Source organism: Haladaptatus sp. QDMS2, from assembly GCF_029338295.1.
GTDB lineage: Archaea > Halobacteriota > Halobacteria > Halobacteriales > Halococcaceae > QDMS2.
On the sequence record NZ_CP119791.1, the window covers coordinates 1664176 to 1681705 of the forward strand.

Below are 17530 nucleotides of genomic sequence, written 5' to 3' on the forward strand. Positions count from 1 at the left end.
AGCTAACCGTCCGGCGACGTACCCTCTTCACATGACCGACGTGGAAATCACCTACTGCGTGCCCTGTGGCTTTCTCCCGCGCGCAGAGGAGCTTCAACACGCGATTTGCACCTCTTTCGAAGGACACCTCGACAGTCTCACCCTCAGAATGGGTGACCACGGCGTCCTCCGGGTGACGGTCGACGACACGGTCGTCTTCGACAAGGCCGACGACGACTACGACGTGGACGCCATCGTCCGCGAGTGTCGCAATCACGTACGCTGAAACCGAACCCCTTACGACCTGGACGAGTCTGCATTTAGGTATGACTGACGTACTCGTCTGCGAGGACGTCCAACGGAAATACGGCGACACCGTCGCCCTCGACGGCGTTTCGCTGACCGTCGCAGACGGCGAAGTGTTCGCGCTCATCGGCCCGAACGGCGCGGGCAAGACCACCCTCATCCGGGCGCTGACGGGGACGACCGACGCCGAGGGAACCATCTCCGTCTTCGGCAACCCACCGGCCGAGGCAGACCGCGCTCGCATCGGCTTGCTCCCCCAGTCGTTCGACCCACCAGAGCGCCTCACGCCCCGCGAACTGCTCCACTATTACGCCGGCCTCTACGAGGAGGGCAACGACCCAGACGACTTGCTCTCGCTCGTCGGCCTCGAAGAGTCGGCCGACACCTGGTACGAAAAGCTCTCGGGGGGCCAACAACGGCGTACCTGCGTCGCCATCGCGCTCGTAAACGACCCCGACCTGTTGTTCCTCGACGAACCGACGACGGGCATCGACCCCGCCGGCAGACGAGCCATCTGGGGCCTGCTCGAAGACCTCGTCGCCTCCGGGACGACGCTCTTTCTCACGACCCACTACATGGAGGAGGCCCACCGCCTCGCCGACCGCGTCGGCCTGCTCTCTGCGGGGAAACTCGTAGAGGTCGGCCCACCCGACGAACTCGTCGCAGACTACGGGGGCGAGAGTCGCCTGACCTTCGAGACGAGCGCCCAGACCGCAGACCTCGCGGGGACGGGCTATCGCGTCGAGGCGAGTGAACATTCGCTCACTATCTTCGACGTGCCGCCTGAGCAAATCGGCGAGGTGGTGGCCGCCCTCGAAGCCCGCGGCGTGACCTACGACGCGCTCTCGTGGAGCCAGCCGACACTCGAAGACGTCTACCTCAGACTCACCGGGTCCTCGTTCGCCGACGACGATGCCCTTGCAGAACCGGAGGCAGCGCGATGAGTCCACCGGGTCGCGTCGCCGCGGAGTTCGTCGCCGCGTGGCGTTCGTTCACCCGTCGTCGGACGGCCGTGTTCTTCACGTTCTTCTTCCCGGCACTGCTCGTGCTCATCTTCGGCGCGCTCGTCCAGACGCAACCGACCGGTGGCGGCCTGTTCGCGGAACCCGCGGGCTACTACGTCCCCGGCTATCTCGCCGTCGTCGTGCTGTTTACACCTCTTTCACGGGTGGGGAGCGAAGTCGCTCGTCACCGCGAGGGCAACCGGTTCGAGAAACTGGCGACGACCCCCCTCAGGCGATGGGAGTGGCTTGCGGGCCAGACGCTCGTGAACGTCGTCATCATCGGGATTGCCGCGTTGCTGTTGCTCGGCATCATTCTGCTCACGACGGGCGCGGACATCATCCTCTCGCCGGTCATCCTGCCGTTCCTCGTCGTCGGCGTCGCCCTGTTCTGTGGCCTCGGGGCGATTCTCGGCAGCACTGCTGGGTCTCAGGACGGCGTCATCGCGGCGAGCAACGCGATTGCCCTGCCGCTGTTGTTCCTCTCTGAGACGTTCATCACGCCCGACTTGCTGCCCGAATGGTTCCGCCCGGCGATGGAACTCTCGCCGCTCACCTACTTCGCCCGCGGCGTCCGCGCTGTGACCTACGGGCCTGTAAGTGGTGGGCCGACAGCGTGGATAGAATCGTTCGTCGTCCTCACGGTGCTCGCGGTCGTCGTCTTCGGCGTGGGTGCGGTGCTCATTCCGACGACGGACTGATATGATTCGAGCGGAAGCCCACGACTGAAGTCGTGGGAGGATGTCAAGCTCAGGCGACCGATATTCTGCGGGCGGGTTTCGGCCGCGTGCCGAGCGTGAGCGTCTCGGTGAGGCGTTCGCCGTCACGGATGATTTCGACCGTGAGCGGTTCCTCCGGGCGAGTCTCCAGAATTAAGTATCGCATGAGTTCCTCGTGGGCGCGAATCGGGTGGCCGTTTACGCCAACGATGATGTCGCCGCCGACGGGAACCTCCTGACCGCGAACCTCCTTCGTGCCGTGACATCCGACGAGTGCGCCGCTCGCCGGGCCGAGGCTTACGTCCGCGACGAGTACGCCCTCTGGGTGGTCGAGGTCGTTCGCTTCCGCGATGGTCGGCGAGACGTCGATGGTGCGAACCTTTAGATACGAGTGGTTGAACTCGCCGTGTTCGATGAGTTCCGGAACGACCCGGTTTATGATTTCTGCGGAGATGGCGAAGCCGATGTTGTCCCCGCCGCGCGCCCGGTTTACGCCGACGACTTCGCCGGCGAGTGTGACGAGTGGGCCGCCACTGTTGCCGGGGTTGATGGGAGCGTCGGTCTGGACGGTGTCGGGAATAGAGAAGCCGTCCTGAGTTATCATCGAGCGATTCGACCCGCTCACGACGCCCGCGCTGATGGAGCCTTCTAAGCCCATCGGGTTGCCGAGTGCGGCGACGTACTGGCCCGGCCGAGGATTGGTCGACGCGATTGGCAGGGGGTTCGCGTAGTCGGGGAGGTCTGTGACTTCGACCACGGCGAGGTCGGTGTAGGCGTCCGTGCCGACGACGGTGCCGACGCGCCAGTCACCCTCGCTGAAGCGAATGTCCACCTCGGGTGCCGTGGTCACGACGTGCTGATTCGTGACGATGTAGCCGCGGCCGTCTCTCGCGTCGTAGACGAACCCGGACCCGGAGCCGTTGTAGCGCCCGCCGTGGAGAACGTACAGCGACACGACGGAGGGAATCGTCTCGCTGTACAGGGTTTCGTAGGTGTGATTTTGCGTCATAGGTCAGACAGCTAGCGTCCGCGCTGGCTGCCTTTACCTGTGGTTAGGGTCGCTGAGAAGATAAGGCGTGTGCAGACCTGTCACGGCCGACGCAGGCCGAGCGTCGGGAGCAGGAACAGTGCCCCGCGATGGAGTGGTTCCCACGCGTAGATGTGGTTGAGCAGGAGGTAGGTGACGATGCCGAGGCCGAGACTGAGCGTCCACGCGGCGACGGCGATGCGGCCGACTTTCGCGTGATTCGTCCGCTTCAGTTCTTCCGGTGTGTGCGTCAGTCCGAGGACGACGGCGAAGATGACCACCGGCACGGACACCACCGAAAGGAGGATGTGGACGGCGAGCATGATGAGGTAAGGGATTTTCACCAACTCGGGCCCGACGAACGCCTTCTCGAAGCCGCCGCCGACCTTGAGCAGGTAGACGACGAGGAACAGCAAGATGAGCCCGAATGCGGTGAGCATCGCTGCCCGATGTTTGCGAATCTCGCCGCGCTTGATGAACCGCCAGCCGGCGAGCAGCGCGAGCAGCGCCGCCGAGTTGATGACGGCAATCAGGTCAGACAGCAGGATGACCGTCTCGTTGCTAATCTGCGGGAAGATGTCGATGACGCCGGCGAACACGCCGATGACGAGGGCGTAGCCGACCACCGACAGCAGGATGGTGAGCGTGCGCGGATTCTCCTTCGCCCAGGAGGTACCACTGGCAGTAGCCATTGGTCGGGAGTAGCCACCGGTCGGCTATGTGTCTTTGCGTTTTGCGCCACCGCACGGGGACCTTTGGACGATTCCACTAGCCCACTTTTGAGGATACTCCGTCTGGGTTGATTCAATGCGAGAGCGACACAATCTCAATCGACGAAGCGTCCTCCGGGCGGCGGGAGCACTCGCGGGCGCTGGCCTGCTTTCGACCACCAGCGAAACGGCCTTCGCGGCCGAGGTTCAGGACGGCATCGAGACGACGACGGGGACGTCAGAACCCGACTACGAGGCCGCCCCGGCGTATCACGAGTACGTCCAGACAGAATTCGAAATCGACGGGCAAGCAGAAGACCCGAAACTGTACGGTGAAATCATCCGCCCGCGCGACCCGGAGACGGGCGACCTCGTCGAAGACGTGCCAGTCATCCTCACCTACTCGCCGTACAACGATCTTCGGAGTCCGAACCGCGAGGCTCCGGACACCCTCGCGCCGACCGAAGACTCCGGTGAGAGCAAATCGACGGCCGACGACGCCACCTCACAGTACTTCGTGCCCCGGGGCTATGCCCGGGCGATGTTCGACCTCGTCGGGACGCGAAACTCGGGCGGGAAGTACGACTACGGGGGCATCCGCGAGCGCAAAACGGCCGCGCAACTCGTCGAATGGTTCGCAGCCCAGCCGTGGACCAACGGCAAGGTCGGCATGATAGGCGGGTCCTACGATGGCACGACGCAGTGGGCCGCAGCCATCGAGCAACCACGGGGCCTCGCCACCATCGTCCCGCAGGTAGCCATCGACCGCTGGTACGACTACGCCTACATCGAAGGCGTTCGCTTCGACACGTTCGGGACGCCACACCTGTTCGACTTCGGGTTCTCCGTGGCCCCGCCGCTCGACGCAGACCCCGAAATCGTCGAGACCATTCTCGAACACGCCCAGCCCGGTGACCGCCTCGAACACACCGTCGAATCCTCCGAGTTCGACGTGCTGTATGACGAATTCTGGGACCGCCGCGACTACAAGGCCAAGGCAGACCAGATTCAGTGTTCAGCCTACGTCGAAGGCGGATGGCTCGACGACAACGTCAAACACTGGGACTCGACGCGGATGTACAACGCTCTGCCCGACGACGCGCCGAAGAAACTCGTCATGGGCCAGTGGGGGCACGACGTGAACCAACTGCCAGACGCCCTCGACGTGCGCCACGCGTGGTTCGATTACTGGCTCAAAGGCCTCGATACCGGCGTCATGGACCTGCCACAGGTGGACACGCAGATTAATACCGGAAGGCGGTACCAGTACGACGCGCCGTCGTTCCCACCCGAAGACACGCCCGAAGTCGCGTTCCCGCTCGTCCGGTCCGACCCCGACCCGGGCGAACTGGCGCTTCGCGGCGCGAGCATCCCTACCTACGAAGACACCCTCGAAGGCATCGACGAGGCCACGATGCTTTCGGAAGACGGGGCCGGAGAGACACATCTTTTGTTCGAGACTGACCCACTCGCAGACCCGCTCCGGTTTTCCGGAACGCCCGTCCTCGACCTGCTCGCGAACACCACCGACGACTCGGCGCACTTCGCCATCCTCGTCTACGAGCGGACGGCAGACGGTTCGACAGAACTGGTCGCCCGCGGCGCACGCAACGCAAAAAATCGCCACAGTCTCCGCGAACATTCGGACGTCCCGACCGACCGCCCGTATCGCGTGCCCGTCGAAGCCATCGACATCGACCACGAAATCGCCGCCGGCAACCGCCTCGGCCTCGCCATTGCCGCCGACAACACCGACTTCATCCGCGAGGACCCGGACGGCAGCGGTACCCACGAAGTCGTCCTTCGCGCACCCGACGGGACGGGCGGGACGGCACTTCGCCTACCCATCATCGACGGTGCGGCGACCGCAGGCGAGAACACGACGGTTCTGCCCGACGTAGACGTGACCCGATCTGACGACGGAAGCGTGTTCTACGGCGGGCAGACGAATCAGGTCACGCTCGACCTCGCCGTCGCCGACGCTCCGGTCATGCTCCGGGAACCCGTCCCCGAGGGCTGGTCGGTGGTCGGCGGCGACGGCACCGTGAGCGACGGCTACGTCACGTTCGCAGAACGCACGCAGGGAGCGAACGTCTCGTACTTCGCAGAGGCCCCCGACGACCTCGCCGCGACCGGCGAGTACACCTTCGGGCCAGTCGAGTTCAGCCCCGACGACGGCGCGACATGGGTGACGCTCTCTGAGACGACGGACACCAACGCCGTTCTCGGCGTAAGCGAGACCTAATCCGGGCACGCTGTTTTCGCTATCTCGCCCGTGGATGTCGGTTCCGGTAGAGTAAAATTGCCTGATAAAGAATGACTGACCATGAGTACAGAGCAAGCACAGCGACCGATTCGGTGTCTCGTAGCGAAAGTGGGTCTCGACGGCCACGACCGCGGCGCACACGTCATTGCTCGCGCCTTCCGCGACGCCGGATTCGAGGTCATCTACTCGGGGCTACACAAGGCCCCCGACGAAGTCGTGCAGGCGACGGTCCAGGAGGACGCAGACGTCCTGGGCATCTCCATCCTCTCTGGCGCACACAACACCCTCGTCCCGAAAATCATCGACGGCCTGAAGGAGTACGACGCCTTCGACGACACGCTCATTCTCGTCGGCGGAATCATCCCGGACAAGGACAAGAAGGCACTGCGGGAAGCGGGCGTCGACGCCGTCTTCGGGCCGGGCTCTGCGATGGAAGACACCATCAAATTCGTCCGCGAGAACGTCCCCGCTCGCGACTGATATGAGTGCGACAGCGAGTCTCGTAGACGACCTGCTGGCTGGCAAACACCGGGCGCTCGCGCGGACCATCACGAAAATCGAGAACCGCTCGCCGGGCTACCGCGAGCTGGTCTCACAATTACACGCCCACACCGGCGACGCGGAAGTCGTCGGCGTCACGGGCAGTCCCGGCGCGGGGAAATCGACGCTCGTCGACCAGATGGCGAAAGTTTACCGCGACCAGGGGTTCACCGTCGGCGTCATCGCCGTCGACCCTTCCTCGCCGTACACGGGCGGGGCCGTCCTCGGCGACCGCATCCGAATGGCTTCGACGGTCGGCGACATGGACGTGTTCTTCCGGTCGATGAGCGCCCGCGGCAGCCTCGGCGGTCTCTCTACGGCCACCGCAGACGCGGTCAAAGCGCTCGACGCCTTCGGCAAGGATAAAATCATCATCGAGACGGTCGGTGCGGGACAGAACGAAATCGACATCGTTCGCACCGCGGACACCGTCGCCGTCCTCGTGCCGCCCGCGAGCGGCGACGACATCCAGATGCTGAAAGCCGGCATCCTCGAAATCGGCGACGTGTTCGTCGTGAACAAAGCCGACCTGGATGGCGCAGACCGCACGGTCCAGGAGCTAAAGGAGATGATTCACATGCGCGATTCGGACGACGACTGGGAGCCACTGGTCGTCGAAACCATCGCCAAGTCGGGCGAGGGCATTGCGGAGTTCCTCGACGCGCTCTCCGAGCACTACGCGTATCTCGAAGACTCGGGCCGCCTCGAAGAGAAAGCCCGGACCCGCTACGCAGAGGAGATTCGGGCGCTCTTGCGGGCCGATATTGGCTCGCTCATCAGCGAGGAAGTCGAAGACCAGGGCGGCATCGAGGCACTGGTGGACGAAGTCGTCGCCCGCGAGGCAGACCCCTACACTATCGCCGACCGAATCATGGAACCGCTCGAAGACTGCGTGAGCGAGCGCCGTCAGTCCTAAAGCGTTCGCCCCCGTTTGATTTTCTATGAAGCGACGCCTCCTCGCCGGAGCCTCAGCCCTCGCACTCGCATCGCCCGTTATCGCAAACACGTATCTCGCCCGCCAGGCCGAGGACCTCGAACCCGCGCTTTCTGGAACCCAGCACACCTTCCACTGGCGCGGCTTCGACGTGGCGTACACCGAGGCGGGAGACGCAGACGACCCGGACGTCCTCCTCTTGCACGGCATCAACGCCGCCGCCTCCAGCCAGGAGTGGGTGGAACTGTTCGACGCGCTCGCCGAGGACCACCACGTCATCGCGCCAGACCTGCCCGGATTTGGCAGTTCAGAGCGCCATCCGGTGACCTACGACGCCGAGTTCTACACGAACTTCGTCAGCGAGTTCGCCGCCGCCATCACCGAGGACGCAACGTGGGTCGCCTCCTCGCTCACGAGCGCCTACGCGGCCGCCGCAGCCGAGGATGCAGACTGCGCGGAACTCGTCCTCATCTGCCCGACGACCACGACGATGGGCCAGCGCCCGTGGGTACAGACGCTGATTCGCCTGCCGATTCTCGGCCAGACGCTGTTCAACCTCGTCGCCTCGAAGCGGTCGATTCGCCACTTCAGCGCGGACCACAGCTACTACGACGAGGCCGAAATCACCGACGAGCGCACGGACTACGAGTGGCAAACGGCCCACCAGCCGGGTGCCCGCTTCGCCCCCGCCGCGTTCGTTTCGGGAGCACTCGACAGCGACATCGACCTCGGCGAAACCCTCGCCGCACTCGACGTACCCGTGACCATCGTCTGGGGCAACGACGCGGACATCTCACCGGTCTCCGAGGGTCGCGAACTCGCAAAGGAAGCCGATGCGAAGCTCTTCGTGTTCAAGCGGGCGAAACTGTTGCCGCACGTCGAGCGCTCCGAAAAAGTGTTCGAGAAAGTGTTCGCTTAACGCGGGCGGAAGATGAGCAGACGTTCGCCCATCGTCGCCGTCTGTTCGACGCCCACACCGACGACGAGGCCCGTAGACACGTCCTCGGGGTCGATACCGCGCACCTGCCCGGTGAGACGCACCGGGCCAAAGTTCACGACGGCGGTCACGTAGGGCGTATCTTCTGCGAACTCCGGGGTTGCGACGTGGACCACGGTGTACGTTTCGATTTCTCCGGATTCGGGGAGCGGTTCCTGTTCTAACGCCTGAGTTCCGCAGTGGGGGCACGCTCGCCGCGGCGGGAGCGACCCGTGGCCGTTCGCACAGCGCAGGTAGAACCCCTCGCCCGCCTCGATGGCGTCGAGCAGGTCGTCGTACCCGGCGTCGCGGACGTTTTCGGTCATGCGACCACCTCCAGCACGTGGACGACGGCGCTGCCGACGGTACCACCCGCGTTGTGACAGACGCCGACGGAGGCCCCCGGGATCGCGTCGCTGCGGGCGTGGTCGCCGCGCAGGAGTTTGGTCATCTCGACGAGTTGGGCCGTGCCCGTCGCGCCGACGGGGTGGCCCTTCGCTTTCAGACCGCCAGAGAGGTTGACCGGCAGCGACCCGGAACGGGTGGTCTTCCCGTCTCGGGCGGCCGTGATGCCTTCCCCGCGCTCGAAGAAGCCGAGCGACTCGATGGCGAGCACTTCGGCGATGGTAAAGCAGTCGTGAACCTCGGCGACGTCAACGTCTTTCGGGCCGATACCGGCGTCCTCGTAGGCCTGTTTTGCAGCCTTGTCCGCTGCGGGCGACGTGGCGAGGTCGCCGCGGTCCTGAAGGGCCATCTTGTCGCCACCCTGGCCCGTCCCGGTGACGGCGACGGTCGCTTCGATGTCGTGGCGCTTTGCGTAGTCCTCACTCACGAGCACCGCCGCGCTCGCCCCGTCGGTGATGGGGCAGGCGTCGAACAGGCCAAGTGGAGAGGCGATCATCGGCGCCGAGAGCGCCTGCTCGACCGTGATGGTCTTTCTGAACTGGGCGTACTCGTTGGGCAGCGCGTTGTCGTGGTTCTTCACCGCGATAGCCGCGAGGTCCTCGCGCGTGCCGCCGAACTCGTCGAAATACGCGCGGGCCATGAGAGCGTAGGCCCCGGGGAAGGTCATTCCCGCGCGGACTTCGTAGAGGTCGTCTGCGGCGATTGCGAGCGCCTCGGTCGCACCTGCGGTTCCGAGGTTGTTCATGCGCTCTGCGCCTCCGACGAGCAGGACGTCCGCCTCGCCGTTGCGGATGTTCTTCACGGCCTGCCTGAGGGCGACCCCGGATGAGGCACACGCCGCCTCGAAGCGTGTCGCGGGCACATCGAGGCCCACGGCTTCGGCCATGAGCGGGCCCTGATGGCCCTGATGTTCTGCTAACTCGCCCATGAAGTTGCCGTAGAGGAGGGCTTCGATGTCGTCTCGGTCCACGCCCGAGTCTGCGATGGCCGCGAGCCCCGCCTCGGCGAAGAGGTCACGGGCGGTCCGTTCTGGCTGCACGCCAAAGGGTGTGAGTCCGACCCCCGCGACGCGTACGGTAGTCATACGTTGACATAAGTCGTGTGCGAGATAAAGCCCTGCCGGACGCTCCGATATTTGAAAAGTGGTGTCTGTGAACGTGACAGTCGCTACATTCCCATGTCGTCTGCGGCCTCCGGAATGGGAAGGTCGTGGGGCGAGACGGCCAGGAGTTCTGCGGCGTGGTCTAAGGCCATGTCGAAGCCGTAGTAGCGTTCGAGTTCGTCGCCGTCGGCACTCGGGCGCACCTTGAGCATGGCGTACCCCTCGATGTTCTGGGCGATGGCTGCCGTTTTTCCGCCTTTGTCGAAGGTGAGGACGCGCTCGTGGTCGGTTTCGAAATACCGGGCCGTAATGTCGTTTTCCGTGAGTTCCGTCTCGCTCATTGAGAGCAGTAGTGAATGAAGGCAGTCGTACCTATCGGTTCTCGCCTACTTCAGCAACTGTGCGGCGATGGTGTTGCGCAGCACCTCAGAGGTGCCCTCGTAGATTTCGTTCAGCTTCGCGTCGCGGTAGAAGCGCTCTGCCGGGAAGTCCTTGGTGTAGCCGTAGCCGCCGTGAATCTGAATGCCCTCGTTCGCGACTTCGCGGGAGATTTCACTGGCGTAGAGTTTTGCCTGTGCGGCCTCCTTGATGAAGTTCTCGCCGCGAATCTTCTTGTCCGCCGCGAGGTGCATGAGCATGCGGGCGGCCGATATTTTCGTATCCATGTCGGCGAGTTTGTGCTGGATGGCCTGGAACTGTGAGATGGGGCCGCCGAACTGCTCGCGCTCCTGGCTGTATGTGACAGCCTCGTCGAGTGCTGCCTGTGCAATTCCAATCGACCGGGCGGCGATGGTGATGCGCCCACCGTTCAGGGTCTTGAGCGCGTGGACGAAGCCCTCGCCTTCCTCGCCGAGCAGGCGGTCTTCGGGGATGCGCAGGTCGTCAAAGCGGAGTTCGGCGGTCGGACAGCCCTTGTCGCCGAGTTTATCCTCCGTGCCTTCGACGTAGAAGCCGTCGTCTTCCTCGGGGCGGACGATGAACGAAGAGATGCCCTTGTTACCGGCGTCGGGGTCGGTTTTGGCGAACAGGGTCACGGTGTCGGCGACCGACCCGTTCGAAATCCAGAGTTTGCCGCCGTTGATGACGTACTCGTCGCCGTCTTTCTCCGCGGTCGTGCCCATCGCGGGCACGTCGCTACCTGCCTGTGCCTCAGAGAGAGCGAACGCGCCGATGTCTTTGCCTTCGGCGAGTGGCGTGAGATACTCCTGTTTTTGCTCCTCGTTGCCGAACTCGTAGAGCATGTTGCCCGCGAGCGAAATGTGTGCCGCGACGATGGTGCCGACGCCGCCACTGCCGCGTGCAATCTCCGAGAGCCCAATCGCGTAGGAGTGGTAATCGAGGCCTGCACCGCCGTACTCCTCGGGGAAGGGCATTCCCATGAGGCCGAGTTTGCTCATCTCGGAGATGAGGGCTGCCGGGAATTCGTCGTCGTGGTCGATGTCCGCTGCAATCGGTTTGATCTCCTCGTCGACGAACTCGGAGACCATGTCCTTTATTTGCTGTTGCTCAGCGGAGAGGCTGAAGTCCATACGGAGGAATTAGGATGGTCGTTCCTTTACTTTTCGTATCCCCGCCACGATTTGCCATCGCAGCGAGGGACGGTCTTACTTGTCCTCGAGAGCGTCTGCGATGCGGCCGAGTTCACGGCGGATGTCGACCATCTCGTCGCGGACCTTGCGCACTTCACGGACGAGTTCCTCGTTCGCGCGGCTGTTGCTCTGTTCGCGCTCTGGTCGCCCGCCCATGGCACCGCCGGGGCCGCCACCGCCCATCATGCCGCCCATCATCTGGGCGAATGGGTTGCCGCCGCCACCCATGCCGCCGCCCATACCGCCACCGCCGAAGGCTTCTTCGAGGCGCTCTTCGCGGCTTCGGTCGCCCTCGCCTTCCTCTCGCTCTTTGGCTCGTTTCTCGCGAATCTCCTCGACGCGCTCGCGGAAGGACTTTTCCTGTGACTCTGACTCGGCTTGCTTCTCCTGCTTGTCGTCTTTCGTCATAGGCCCGGGTTGGGAGTGACCGGGGAAAAACGTTGGGGGATGTAGACTTAAAACGCGAGCAGGCTCGACTGGACGGGTTTCGTCGACGCTTCCGCGGTGAGTTCGTATCCGACGAGGCCGCGAAGGTCGACAGCATAGGTCGACCCGGCGTGGCCCAGGAGTAGAACGCGCCCCTGGCTGCCGATGACGGTTCCCGTCGCGAGCGTTTCGGCGATAGGCGGTGCGTCGAGAGAAAATCCGTAGTCAAAGTCGAACTCTTCGATGACGTCAAAGTCAGTGAGAAGGGCGTTCCACGCCGCCTCGTCAACCGTGCGGTGGAGGCCCGGAATCTTCGTCGGGACGCGCACCCGGTCAACCAGCCGGTTCGCGATTTCAGCTTCGCGCTGGCGAGCGATGCGGCCGTCTTTGACGGTGGCGATGTGCGCGCCGCGGTCTGCACCCTGCTCGGTGAGGCGTTGGCGGAGTCGCCAACTGCGGGTCACGCCGACTTTGAAGATGTCGGGGGCGAACGCGGCGAGGTAGATGGCGTGTTCCTCCTCGCAAGTGTCGACCGGTTTGTCGCAGTTTCCGGTGCAGATGGCACACGGCCACAGGTCAGAATGCAGGTCGCAGTAGGGAGCGCGAGGTTCGTCACAGGCGACGTGGTCGTCGTCGTGGACGACGCCCGCACAATGTCTTCGACCGAGCGAATAATCGAGTCGATGGCCCGGAACCAGTGGCTCGCGGTGAACTGTGCCGTCCTCGGCGACGAGGAGGGCGGCCTCGTTCTCCTGGCCCGTCCGGTACCCGACGATTTGCACACTGCGGGCTACGCTCGCAGCCGGTAAAAGCCGTCCGTTACCGTCGGTCGCGATGAACTCACGAGTCGATTACCTACATCGAGACACTCCCCGCCAGAAACGTACATGAACTATCATTGAATTAGTTAGCAGGTTAATATTTTCAGAACAAAATTGCGAAAATTTTAATTGCAGACCGTCTGTCTCGCAGGTATGGCTGATTTGCCAGACACTCTCACACGTCGTAACGCACTCAAACTTCTCGGAACCACGACGGCCGCCGCCGGACTCACGGGCGTCGCAGCCGGTGACCTCAGCGGCCAGACCACGCGCGTGAACGTCGGTTTCGACAATTCGAGCGCGAAGCAGGCCGCGCTCGACCTCGCGGACACCGTCCACTGGGAATTCGCGTGGAGTGCGGTCACGATTTCACTCCCGACCGCTGCTATCGACACGCTTCGTGGCGTCCCGGGTGTTCGCTACGTCGAAGTCGACCGAACGATGGAAGCAATCGCACAGGACCTCCCATGGGGCGTAGACCGCACGGACGCGGAAGTCGCGCACGCCGCGGGTGACACCGGCGCGGGAGCCGATATCGCCATCATCGACACCGGTATCGACCAGTTCCACGCAGATCTGGCAGACAACCTCGGCAACGGTCGGGCCTTCACCGGGCCAATCGCGACGAGCAACTGGCAGGACGACAACGGTCACGGCACCCACTGTGCGGGTATCGCAGACGCTCTCGACAACGACACGGGCGTCGTCGGCGTCTCCACCGAAGCGACCCTTCATGCCGTCAAAGTTCTCACCGCCGCCGGAACGGGGATGACCTCCGACGTGGCGAAGGGTATCGAGTGGGTCGGCGACCAGGGCTTCGACGTCGGGTCGCTGAGCCTCGGCGGCGGCGCCTCCGAGACGCTCAAAGAGGCCGTCGAGTACACCACCAGCAAGGGCGTCCTGCTCGTCGCCGCGGCTGGAAATGACGGCCCGTGTACGGACTGTGTTGGCTACCCCGCCGCCTATCCCGAAGTCGTGGCCGTCAGTTCGACCAACCAGAACGACGGCCTGTCGAGTTTCTCCTCGCAGGGACCGGAAATCGATATCGCGGCTCCGGGGTCGAACATCTACTCGACGTACACGGGTGGCAGCTACGCCACCCTCTCAGGCACGTCGATGGCCTGTCCACACGTCTCGGGCGCAGCGGGGCAATTGATGGCGCAGGGTCAGTCGGCGAGTCAGGCACGCAACACGCTTCTCTCGACGGCAGAAGACATCGGTCTCTCCGCAAACGAGAGTGGCGCGGGCCTGGTCGACGTGGCCGCCGCGCTCGGCCACAACTCCGGCGACGACCTATAAGTGACATCCTCCCGCGCCTGAAGACGCAGGCCTCCCACACCCACCAACGGGCGGTTCGTTGGGATGTTTATGGTTCGCACCCCGACGAGGTGCTGGCTATGCCACGTAGCCGTTACTCCTATCTCGTCCGGGCAACGGACGGGACTCGGAGGTACCTAGTTGTTTTGTGTCGGTCCGCCGTCCGCGGGCTTACGTTTTGATGAGGCAAACACCCAGTCAACTGCCAGGTTTCGGACTGTCAGAACCCGATGGGAAACCATCGAATCGACACCGAGTGATACGCACGGAGAGCACCTAAGACTATGCTGTACAGTGAAAGTAACCAAAGACGGCGATTCATCCACGTCCTCAAGGGCGTGGTATTCTCGCCTGCAATCCTATAAACTATCGATTAGATAGTTCAACGGTCCTGAATTGTTTCCACTAAGCAGTTCTCTGCCAATTATTTTCATAATTAATAACAAAGAATTTAATTACTGTTGGCTTCTGGTGAGGTTATGACAGAATTGTCAGAGACTGTCACTCGTCGTAACGCACTCAAACTCCTCGGTTCGACCGCCGCCGCAGCCGGGCTCACGGGTGTCGCCGCGGGCGACCTCACGGGCGACTCGATGCGGGTCAACGTCGGTTACGATACGGAGACCGCAAAACAGGCCGCACTCGACCTCGCCGACACGGTTCACTGGGAGTTCGCCTGGGACGCCCTCACCATCACGATGCCGACAGCGGGCCTCGATTCGCTCCAGGGCGTTTCGGGTATCCGCTACGTCGAGAAGGACACCGAAGTCGAAGCGCTCGCTCAGACGCTGCCGTGGGGCGTAGACCGCACGGATGCGGAAGTCGCACACGCGAACGGTGACACCGGCGAAGGCGCAGACATCGCCATCATCGACACCGGCATCGACCGTTATCACGGCGACCTCGTGGACAACCTCGGCGAAGGACGGGCGTTCACCGGGCCAATTGCCTCCGACAACTGGCACGACGACAACGGCCACGGCACCCACTGTGCGGGTATCGCGGACGCGGTTGACAACGACACGGGGTGTCGTCGGCGTTTCGACGACCGCAACCCTTCACGCCGTCAAGGTACTCACCGCCGCCGGCAGTGGGTTCAACTCGGACGTGGCAAAGGGCATCGAGTGGACCGTAGACCAGGGCTACGACGTTGGCTCCATGAGCCTCGGGGGCGGTGGCTCCACACAGAACGGGAAAGAAGCGGTCGAATATGCGGCGAACAAGGGTGTGTTCCTCATCGCCGCCGCTGGCAACGACGGCCCCTGTACGGACTGCGTGAGCTACCCGGCCGCATACCCCGAAGTGATGGCCGTGAGCGCGACGAACGACCAGGACCAGCTCGCGAGTTACTCCTCACAGGGTCCTGAGGTCGAAATCGCCGCGCCCGGCACGGACATCTATTCGACGTACACCGGCGGGACGTACAACACGCTTTCCGGCACGTCGATGGCCTGCCCGCACGTCTCGGGCGCAGCGGGGCAACTGATGGCCGAGGGGCAGTCCGCCAGTCAGGCCCGGAGCACCCTCAAGAGTTCTGCTGAGGACATCGGCCTCGGCGCGAACGAAAGTGGTTCGGGGCTGCTCGACGTGGCCGCCGCACTCGGCCAAAACTCCGGCGACGACCTGTAACCTCGGCAAATAGTTGTGAACTACCCTGCCCTACCGCGCTCGGGGCTACCCGCCCCTCGCTTGTTGAGGACAGGGCTTCCTGTTTCTGTGTCAAGACTTGCACCCGTGGGCACAGCGGTCTCAGACTCCGCAGGCGATTTCCCTTTACGGGCAGTTCGGAGTGTCCCACTCCTACTGAATCGACACTCGGCCACAACCGACGATGCACGCTTGTTGTCGTCGTTCGAAAGGCGCGACGCGCCTTTCGTGATGACGAAACGGCTTCGCCGTTTCGAACCACGTTTGAACAACGCCGGAAGCGTGGTGAGTATCTTACTACCCCCTTCGACCGAATCGGTAGTAAGCGTATCGTACATAGTGAATGTGAACTATGCGGGCGGTGTATCCCCTCCCTACTCGCGTCTTCGACGCTCGTTGAGGAAGGGGGCTTACCGCCTTCGATTATGCTAAACTACACCACCGCCTCTATCCGGACATGACGCTCGAAAAATCGCTCACCGCGACGTCCACGAACGGAAGCGTCGATTTCGTCCTCACGCTCAGGAACACTGGCGAGGACACCGTCTCGCTCACCTTTCGCGATTCGGGGAAGGCAGACTTTGTCGTCTTAGACGGCGACGAGGAACGCTGGCGCTGGTCGGACGGGCGCATGTTCGCCCAGGTGCTCACGAATCAGGATATCGAACCCGGAGACACAGTCGATATCGAAGCGGAGTGGGAGGACCCAGACCCCGGCGAGTACGAAGTCGTCTGCGAACTCCGGACGATGGAAGCCGAGGAAGAACGGACGACATTCTCGGTGTGACTGGGCAGTAACACCAATCAGTAACACCAGTCGGTTAGTGTTCCTGGTCGGGGTTTTCGAGCAGTTCCTGTACCGCTTTCCGCACCGATTCGTGTGAGGAGAGCCGTGGCTCGTAACCGAGTGCAGAGAGTTTCTCGATAGAGAGGCGCATCTTCGGCACGTCGCCGGTCCAGCCACGGTCGCCGCCCGTGTACTCGTATTCGGGGTCGAGGCCCATCTCGTCTGCGACGATGTCCGCGATGGTCGTGACTGAGGTGGTCGTCCGGGTACCGAGGTTGTAGGAGTTCATCGGCGCGTCTGCGTGTTCGACGACGTGGGCGATGGCTTCGACGCACTCATCGACGTGCATGTAGGACTTCTCCTGGCGACCGTCGCCAAGGATGACGAGTTTCTCGGGGTCGGCCTGCAACTTCTCGACGAAGTCTGGGACGACGCCGTGGCCAAAGCGCGGGCCGACGATGTTCGCGAAGCGGAAGTTCCACACGGTGAAGTCGTAGGAGTGGGCGAACACAGAGAGGAGACTCTCCTCTGCGAGTTTCGCCGCGCCGTAGATGCTGATGGGTTCGAGTGGGGCGTAGTCTTCTGGCGTCGGACGCGGGGCCTCGCCGTACACCGTCGACGAGGAGGTGTAGACGATGTTCGAGACGCCAACGTCGTCCATCCGCTCTAAGATGTTGTACGTGATGTCACCGTTCACCTCGAACTGCTTGCGCGGTTCGTCCGAGTTCACGTACTTCTCCGCTGCGGCGAAGTGGAACACGGCATCGAGGTCGTCGGTGATGACGTCCCCGACGGCTGATTCGTCGGTGAGGTCGGCGTTCACGAATTCAGCGTCGTCGGGGACGCTCGACCGGATGCCGTTCGAGAGGTTGTCGGCGACGACGACGTCGTTTTCGGGGAGCAACTGGGCGACCATCCGCGAGCCGATGAGACCCGCACCGCCCGTGACGAGGATGCGCTTGCCGGAAAGCTTCATGC

Annotated in this window: 19 protein-coding genes and 1 pseudogene; 10 read left to right on the forward strand and 10 right to left on the reverse strand. The window is 63.4% G+C overall.

Features of this window, described 5'->3' with window-relative positions; genetic code table 11:
• Positions 1-31 precede the first annotated feature (31 nt).
• The 3 genes from P1M51_RS09035 to P1M51_RS09045 are packed head-to-tail and all read left to right on the forward strand — an operon-like array spanning position 32 to position 1987.
• A complete protein-coding gene (locus P1M51_RS09035) occupies positions 32-265 on the forward strand; it encodes an Rdx family protein (protein ID WP_276247875.1) in 234 nt (77 codons plus the stop codon).
• A 40-nt stretch (positions 266-305) separates the two neighbouring features.
• Complete coding sequence (locus P1M51_RS09040) at positions 306-1229, forward strand: ABC transporter ATP-binding protein (RefSeq protein WP_276247876.1); 924 nt, start codon at positions 306-308, stop codon at positions 1227-1229.
• On the forward strand, positions 1226-1987 hold the full coding sequence (locus P1M51_RS09045; protein ID WP_276247877.1) for an ABC transporter permease: 762 nt from the start codon (positions 1226-1228) through the stop codon (positions 1985-1987). Before P1M51_RS09040 ends, P1M51_RS09045 begins: the two co-directional genes overlap by 4 nt.
• 49 nt (positions 1988-2036) lie before the next feature.
• Here P1M51_RS09045 and P1M51_RS09050 read toward each other — a convergent pair whose 3' ends face one another.
• Positions 2037-3014, reverse strand: coding sequence for a S1C family serine protease (locus P1M51_RS09050; protein WP_276247878.1), 978 nt, complete (start codon positions 3012-3014; stop codon positions 2037-2039).
• Between the two features lie 80 nt (positions 3015-3094).
• Positions 3095-3724: a DUF420 domain-containing protein gene (locus tag P1M51_RS09055; protein ID WP_276247879.1), complete on the reverse strand. Its 630-nt coding sequence runs from the start codon at positions 3722-3724 to the stop codon at positions 3095-3097.
• Between the two features lie 115 nt (positions 3725-3839).
• Here P1M51_RS09055 and P1M51_RS09060 point away from each other — a divergent pair, with 115 nt between their 5' ends.
• The 4 genes from P1M51_RS09060 (at position 3840) to P1M51_RS09075 (ending at position 8401) form a co-directional block, all read left to right on the forward strand.
• The gene (locus tag P1M51_RS09060; RefSeq protein WP_276247880.1) at positions 3840-5987 is read left to right on the forward strand and encodes a CocE/NonD family hydrolase; all 2148 of its coding nucleotides are present in this window, start codon (positions 3840-3842) and stop codon (positions 5985-5987) included.
• 81 nt (positions 5988-6068) lie between these two features.
• Positions 6069-6488 carry a cobalamin B12-binding domain-containing protein gene (locus P1M51_RS09065; RefSeq protein ID WP_276247881.1) on the forward strand — a complete coding sequence of 140 codons (420 nt, stop codon included), beginning with the start codon at positions 6069-6071 and terminating at the stop codon, positions 6486-6488.
• Position 6489: 1 nt separating this feature from the next.
• A complete protein-coding gene (meaB, locus tag P1M51_RS09070) occupies positions 6490-7464 on the forward strand; it encodes a methylmalonyl Co-A mutase-associated GTPase MeaB (RefSeq protein WP_276247882.1) in 975 nt (324 codons plus the stop codon).
• Between the two features lie 25 nt (positions 7465-7489).
• The gene (locus tag P1M51_RS09075) at positions 7490-8401 is read left to right on the forward strand and encodes an alpha/beta fold hydrolase (RefSeq protein ID WP_276274379.1); all 912 of its coding nucleotides are present in this window, start codon (positions 7490-7492) and stop codon (positions 8399-8401) included.
• Here P1M51_RS09075 and P1M51_RS09080 read toward each other — a convergent pair.
• The 6 genes from P1M51_RS09080 to P1M51_RS09105 all read right to left on the reverse strand — a co-directional run bounded on the left by P1M51_RS09080 (position 8398) and on the right by P1M51_RS09105 (position 12762).
• The gene (locus P1M51_RS09080) at positions 8398-8784 is read right to left on the reverse strand and encodes a Zn-ribbon domain-containing OB-fold protein (RefSeq protein ID WP_276274380.1); all 387 of its coding nucleotides are present in this window, start codon (positions 8782-8784) and stop codon (positions 8398-8400) included. The two genes, P1M51_RS09075 and P1M51_RS09080, sit on opposite strands and share 4 nt — an antisense overlap.
• A complete protein-coding gene (locus P1M51_RS09085; protein WP_276247885.1) occupies positions 8781-9947 on the reverse strand; it encodes a thiolase domain-containing protein in 1167 nt (388 codons plus the stop codon). Before P1M51_RS09085 ends, P1M51_RS09080 begins: the two co-directional genes overlap by 4 nt.
• Positions 9948-10030: 83 nt before the next feature.
• Positions 10031-10306, reverse strand: a complete 276-nt coding sequence (locus P1M51_RS09090) for a hypothetical protein (protein WP_276247886.1) — start codon at positions 10304-10306, stop codon at positions 10031-10033.
• Between the two features lie 45 nt (positions 10307-10351).
• Positions 10352-11494, reverse strand: coding sequence for an acyl-CoA dehydrogenase (locus tag P1M51_RS09095; RefSeq protein ID WP_276247887.1), 1143 nt, complete (start codon positions 11492-11494; stop codon positions 10352-10354).
• 75 nt (positions 11495-11569) lie between these two features.
• A complete protein-coding gene (locus P1M51_RS09100) occupies positions 11570-11962 on the reverse strand; it encodes a hypothetical protein (RefSeq protein ID WP_276274381.1) in 393 nt (130 codons plus the stop codon).
• A 47-nt stretch (positions 11963-12009) separates the two neighbouring features.
• Complete coding sequence (locus tag P1M51_RS09105) at positions 12010-12762, reverse strand: DUF2797 domain-containing protein (RefSeq protein ID WP_276274382.1); 753 nt, start codon at positions 12760-12762, stop codon at positions 12010-12012.
• A 192-nt stretch (positions 12763-12954) separates the two neighbouring features.
• Here P1M51_RS09105 and P1M51_RS09110 point away from each other — a divergent pair, with 192 nt between their 5' ends.
• Complete coding sequence (locus P1M51_RS09110; protein WP_276274383.1) at positions 12955-14100, forward strand: S8 family peptidase; 1146 nt, start codon at positions 12955-12957, stop codon at positions 14098-14100.
• 509 nt (positions 14101-14609) lie between these two features.
• Here P1M51_RS09110 and P1M51_RS09115 read toward each other — a convergent pair.
• On the reverse strand, positions 14610-15083 hold the full coding sequence (locus P1M51_RS09115) for a hypothetical protein (RefSeq protein ID WP_276274997.1): 474 nt from the start codon (positions 15081-15083) through the stop codon (positions 14610-14612).
• On the opposite strand from P1M51_RS09115, the pseudogene P1M51_RS09120 reads away from it, so the two are divergent.
• Together P1M51_RS09120 and P1M51_RS09125 are read left to right on the forward strand one after the other, a co-directional pair.
• Positions 15024-15747 (forward strand): annotated as a pseudogene (locus P1M51_RS09120) (S8 family serine peptidase). The gene P1M51_RS09115 and the pseudogene P1M51_RS09120 sit on opposite strands and share 60 nt — an antisense overlap.
• 475 nt (positions 15748-16222) lie before the next feature.
• Positions 16223-16552, forward strand: a complete 330-nt coding sequence (locus P1M51_RS09125) for a BsuPI-related putative proteinase inhibitor (protein WP_276274384.1) — start codon at positions 16223-16225, stop codon at positions 16550-16552.
• Positions 16553-16586: 34 nt separating this feature from the next.
• On the opposite strand, the gene P1M51_RS09130 is transcribed toward P1M51_RS09125, so the two are convergent.
• The gene (locus tag P1M51_RS09130) at positions 16587-17528 is read right to left on the reverse strand and encodes an NAD-dependent epimerase/dehydratase family protein (protein WP_276274385.1); all 942 of its coding nucleotides are present in this window, start codon (positions 17526-17528) and stop codon (positions 16587-16589) included.
• Between the last annotated feature and the right edge of the window lie 2 nt (positions 17529-17530).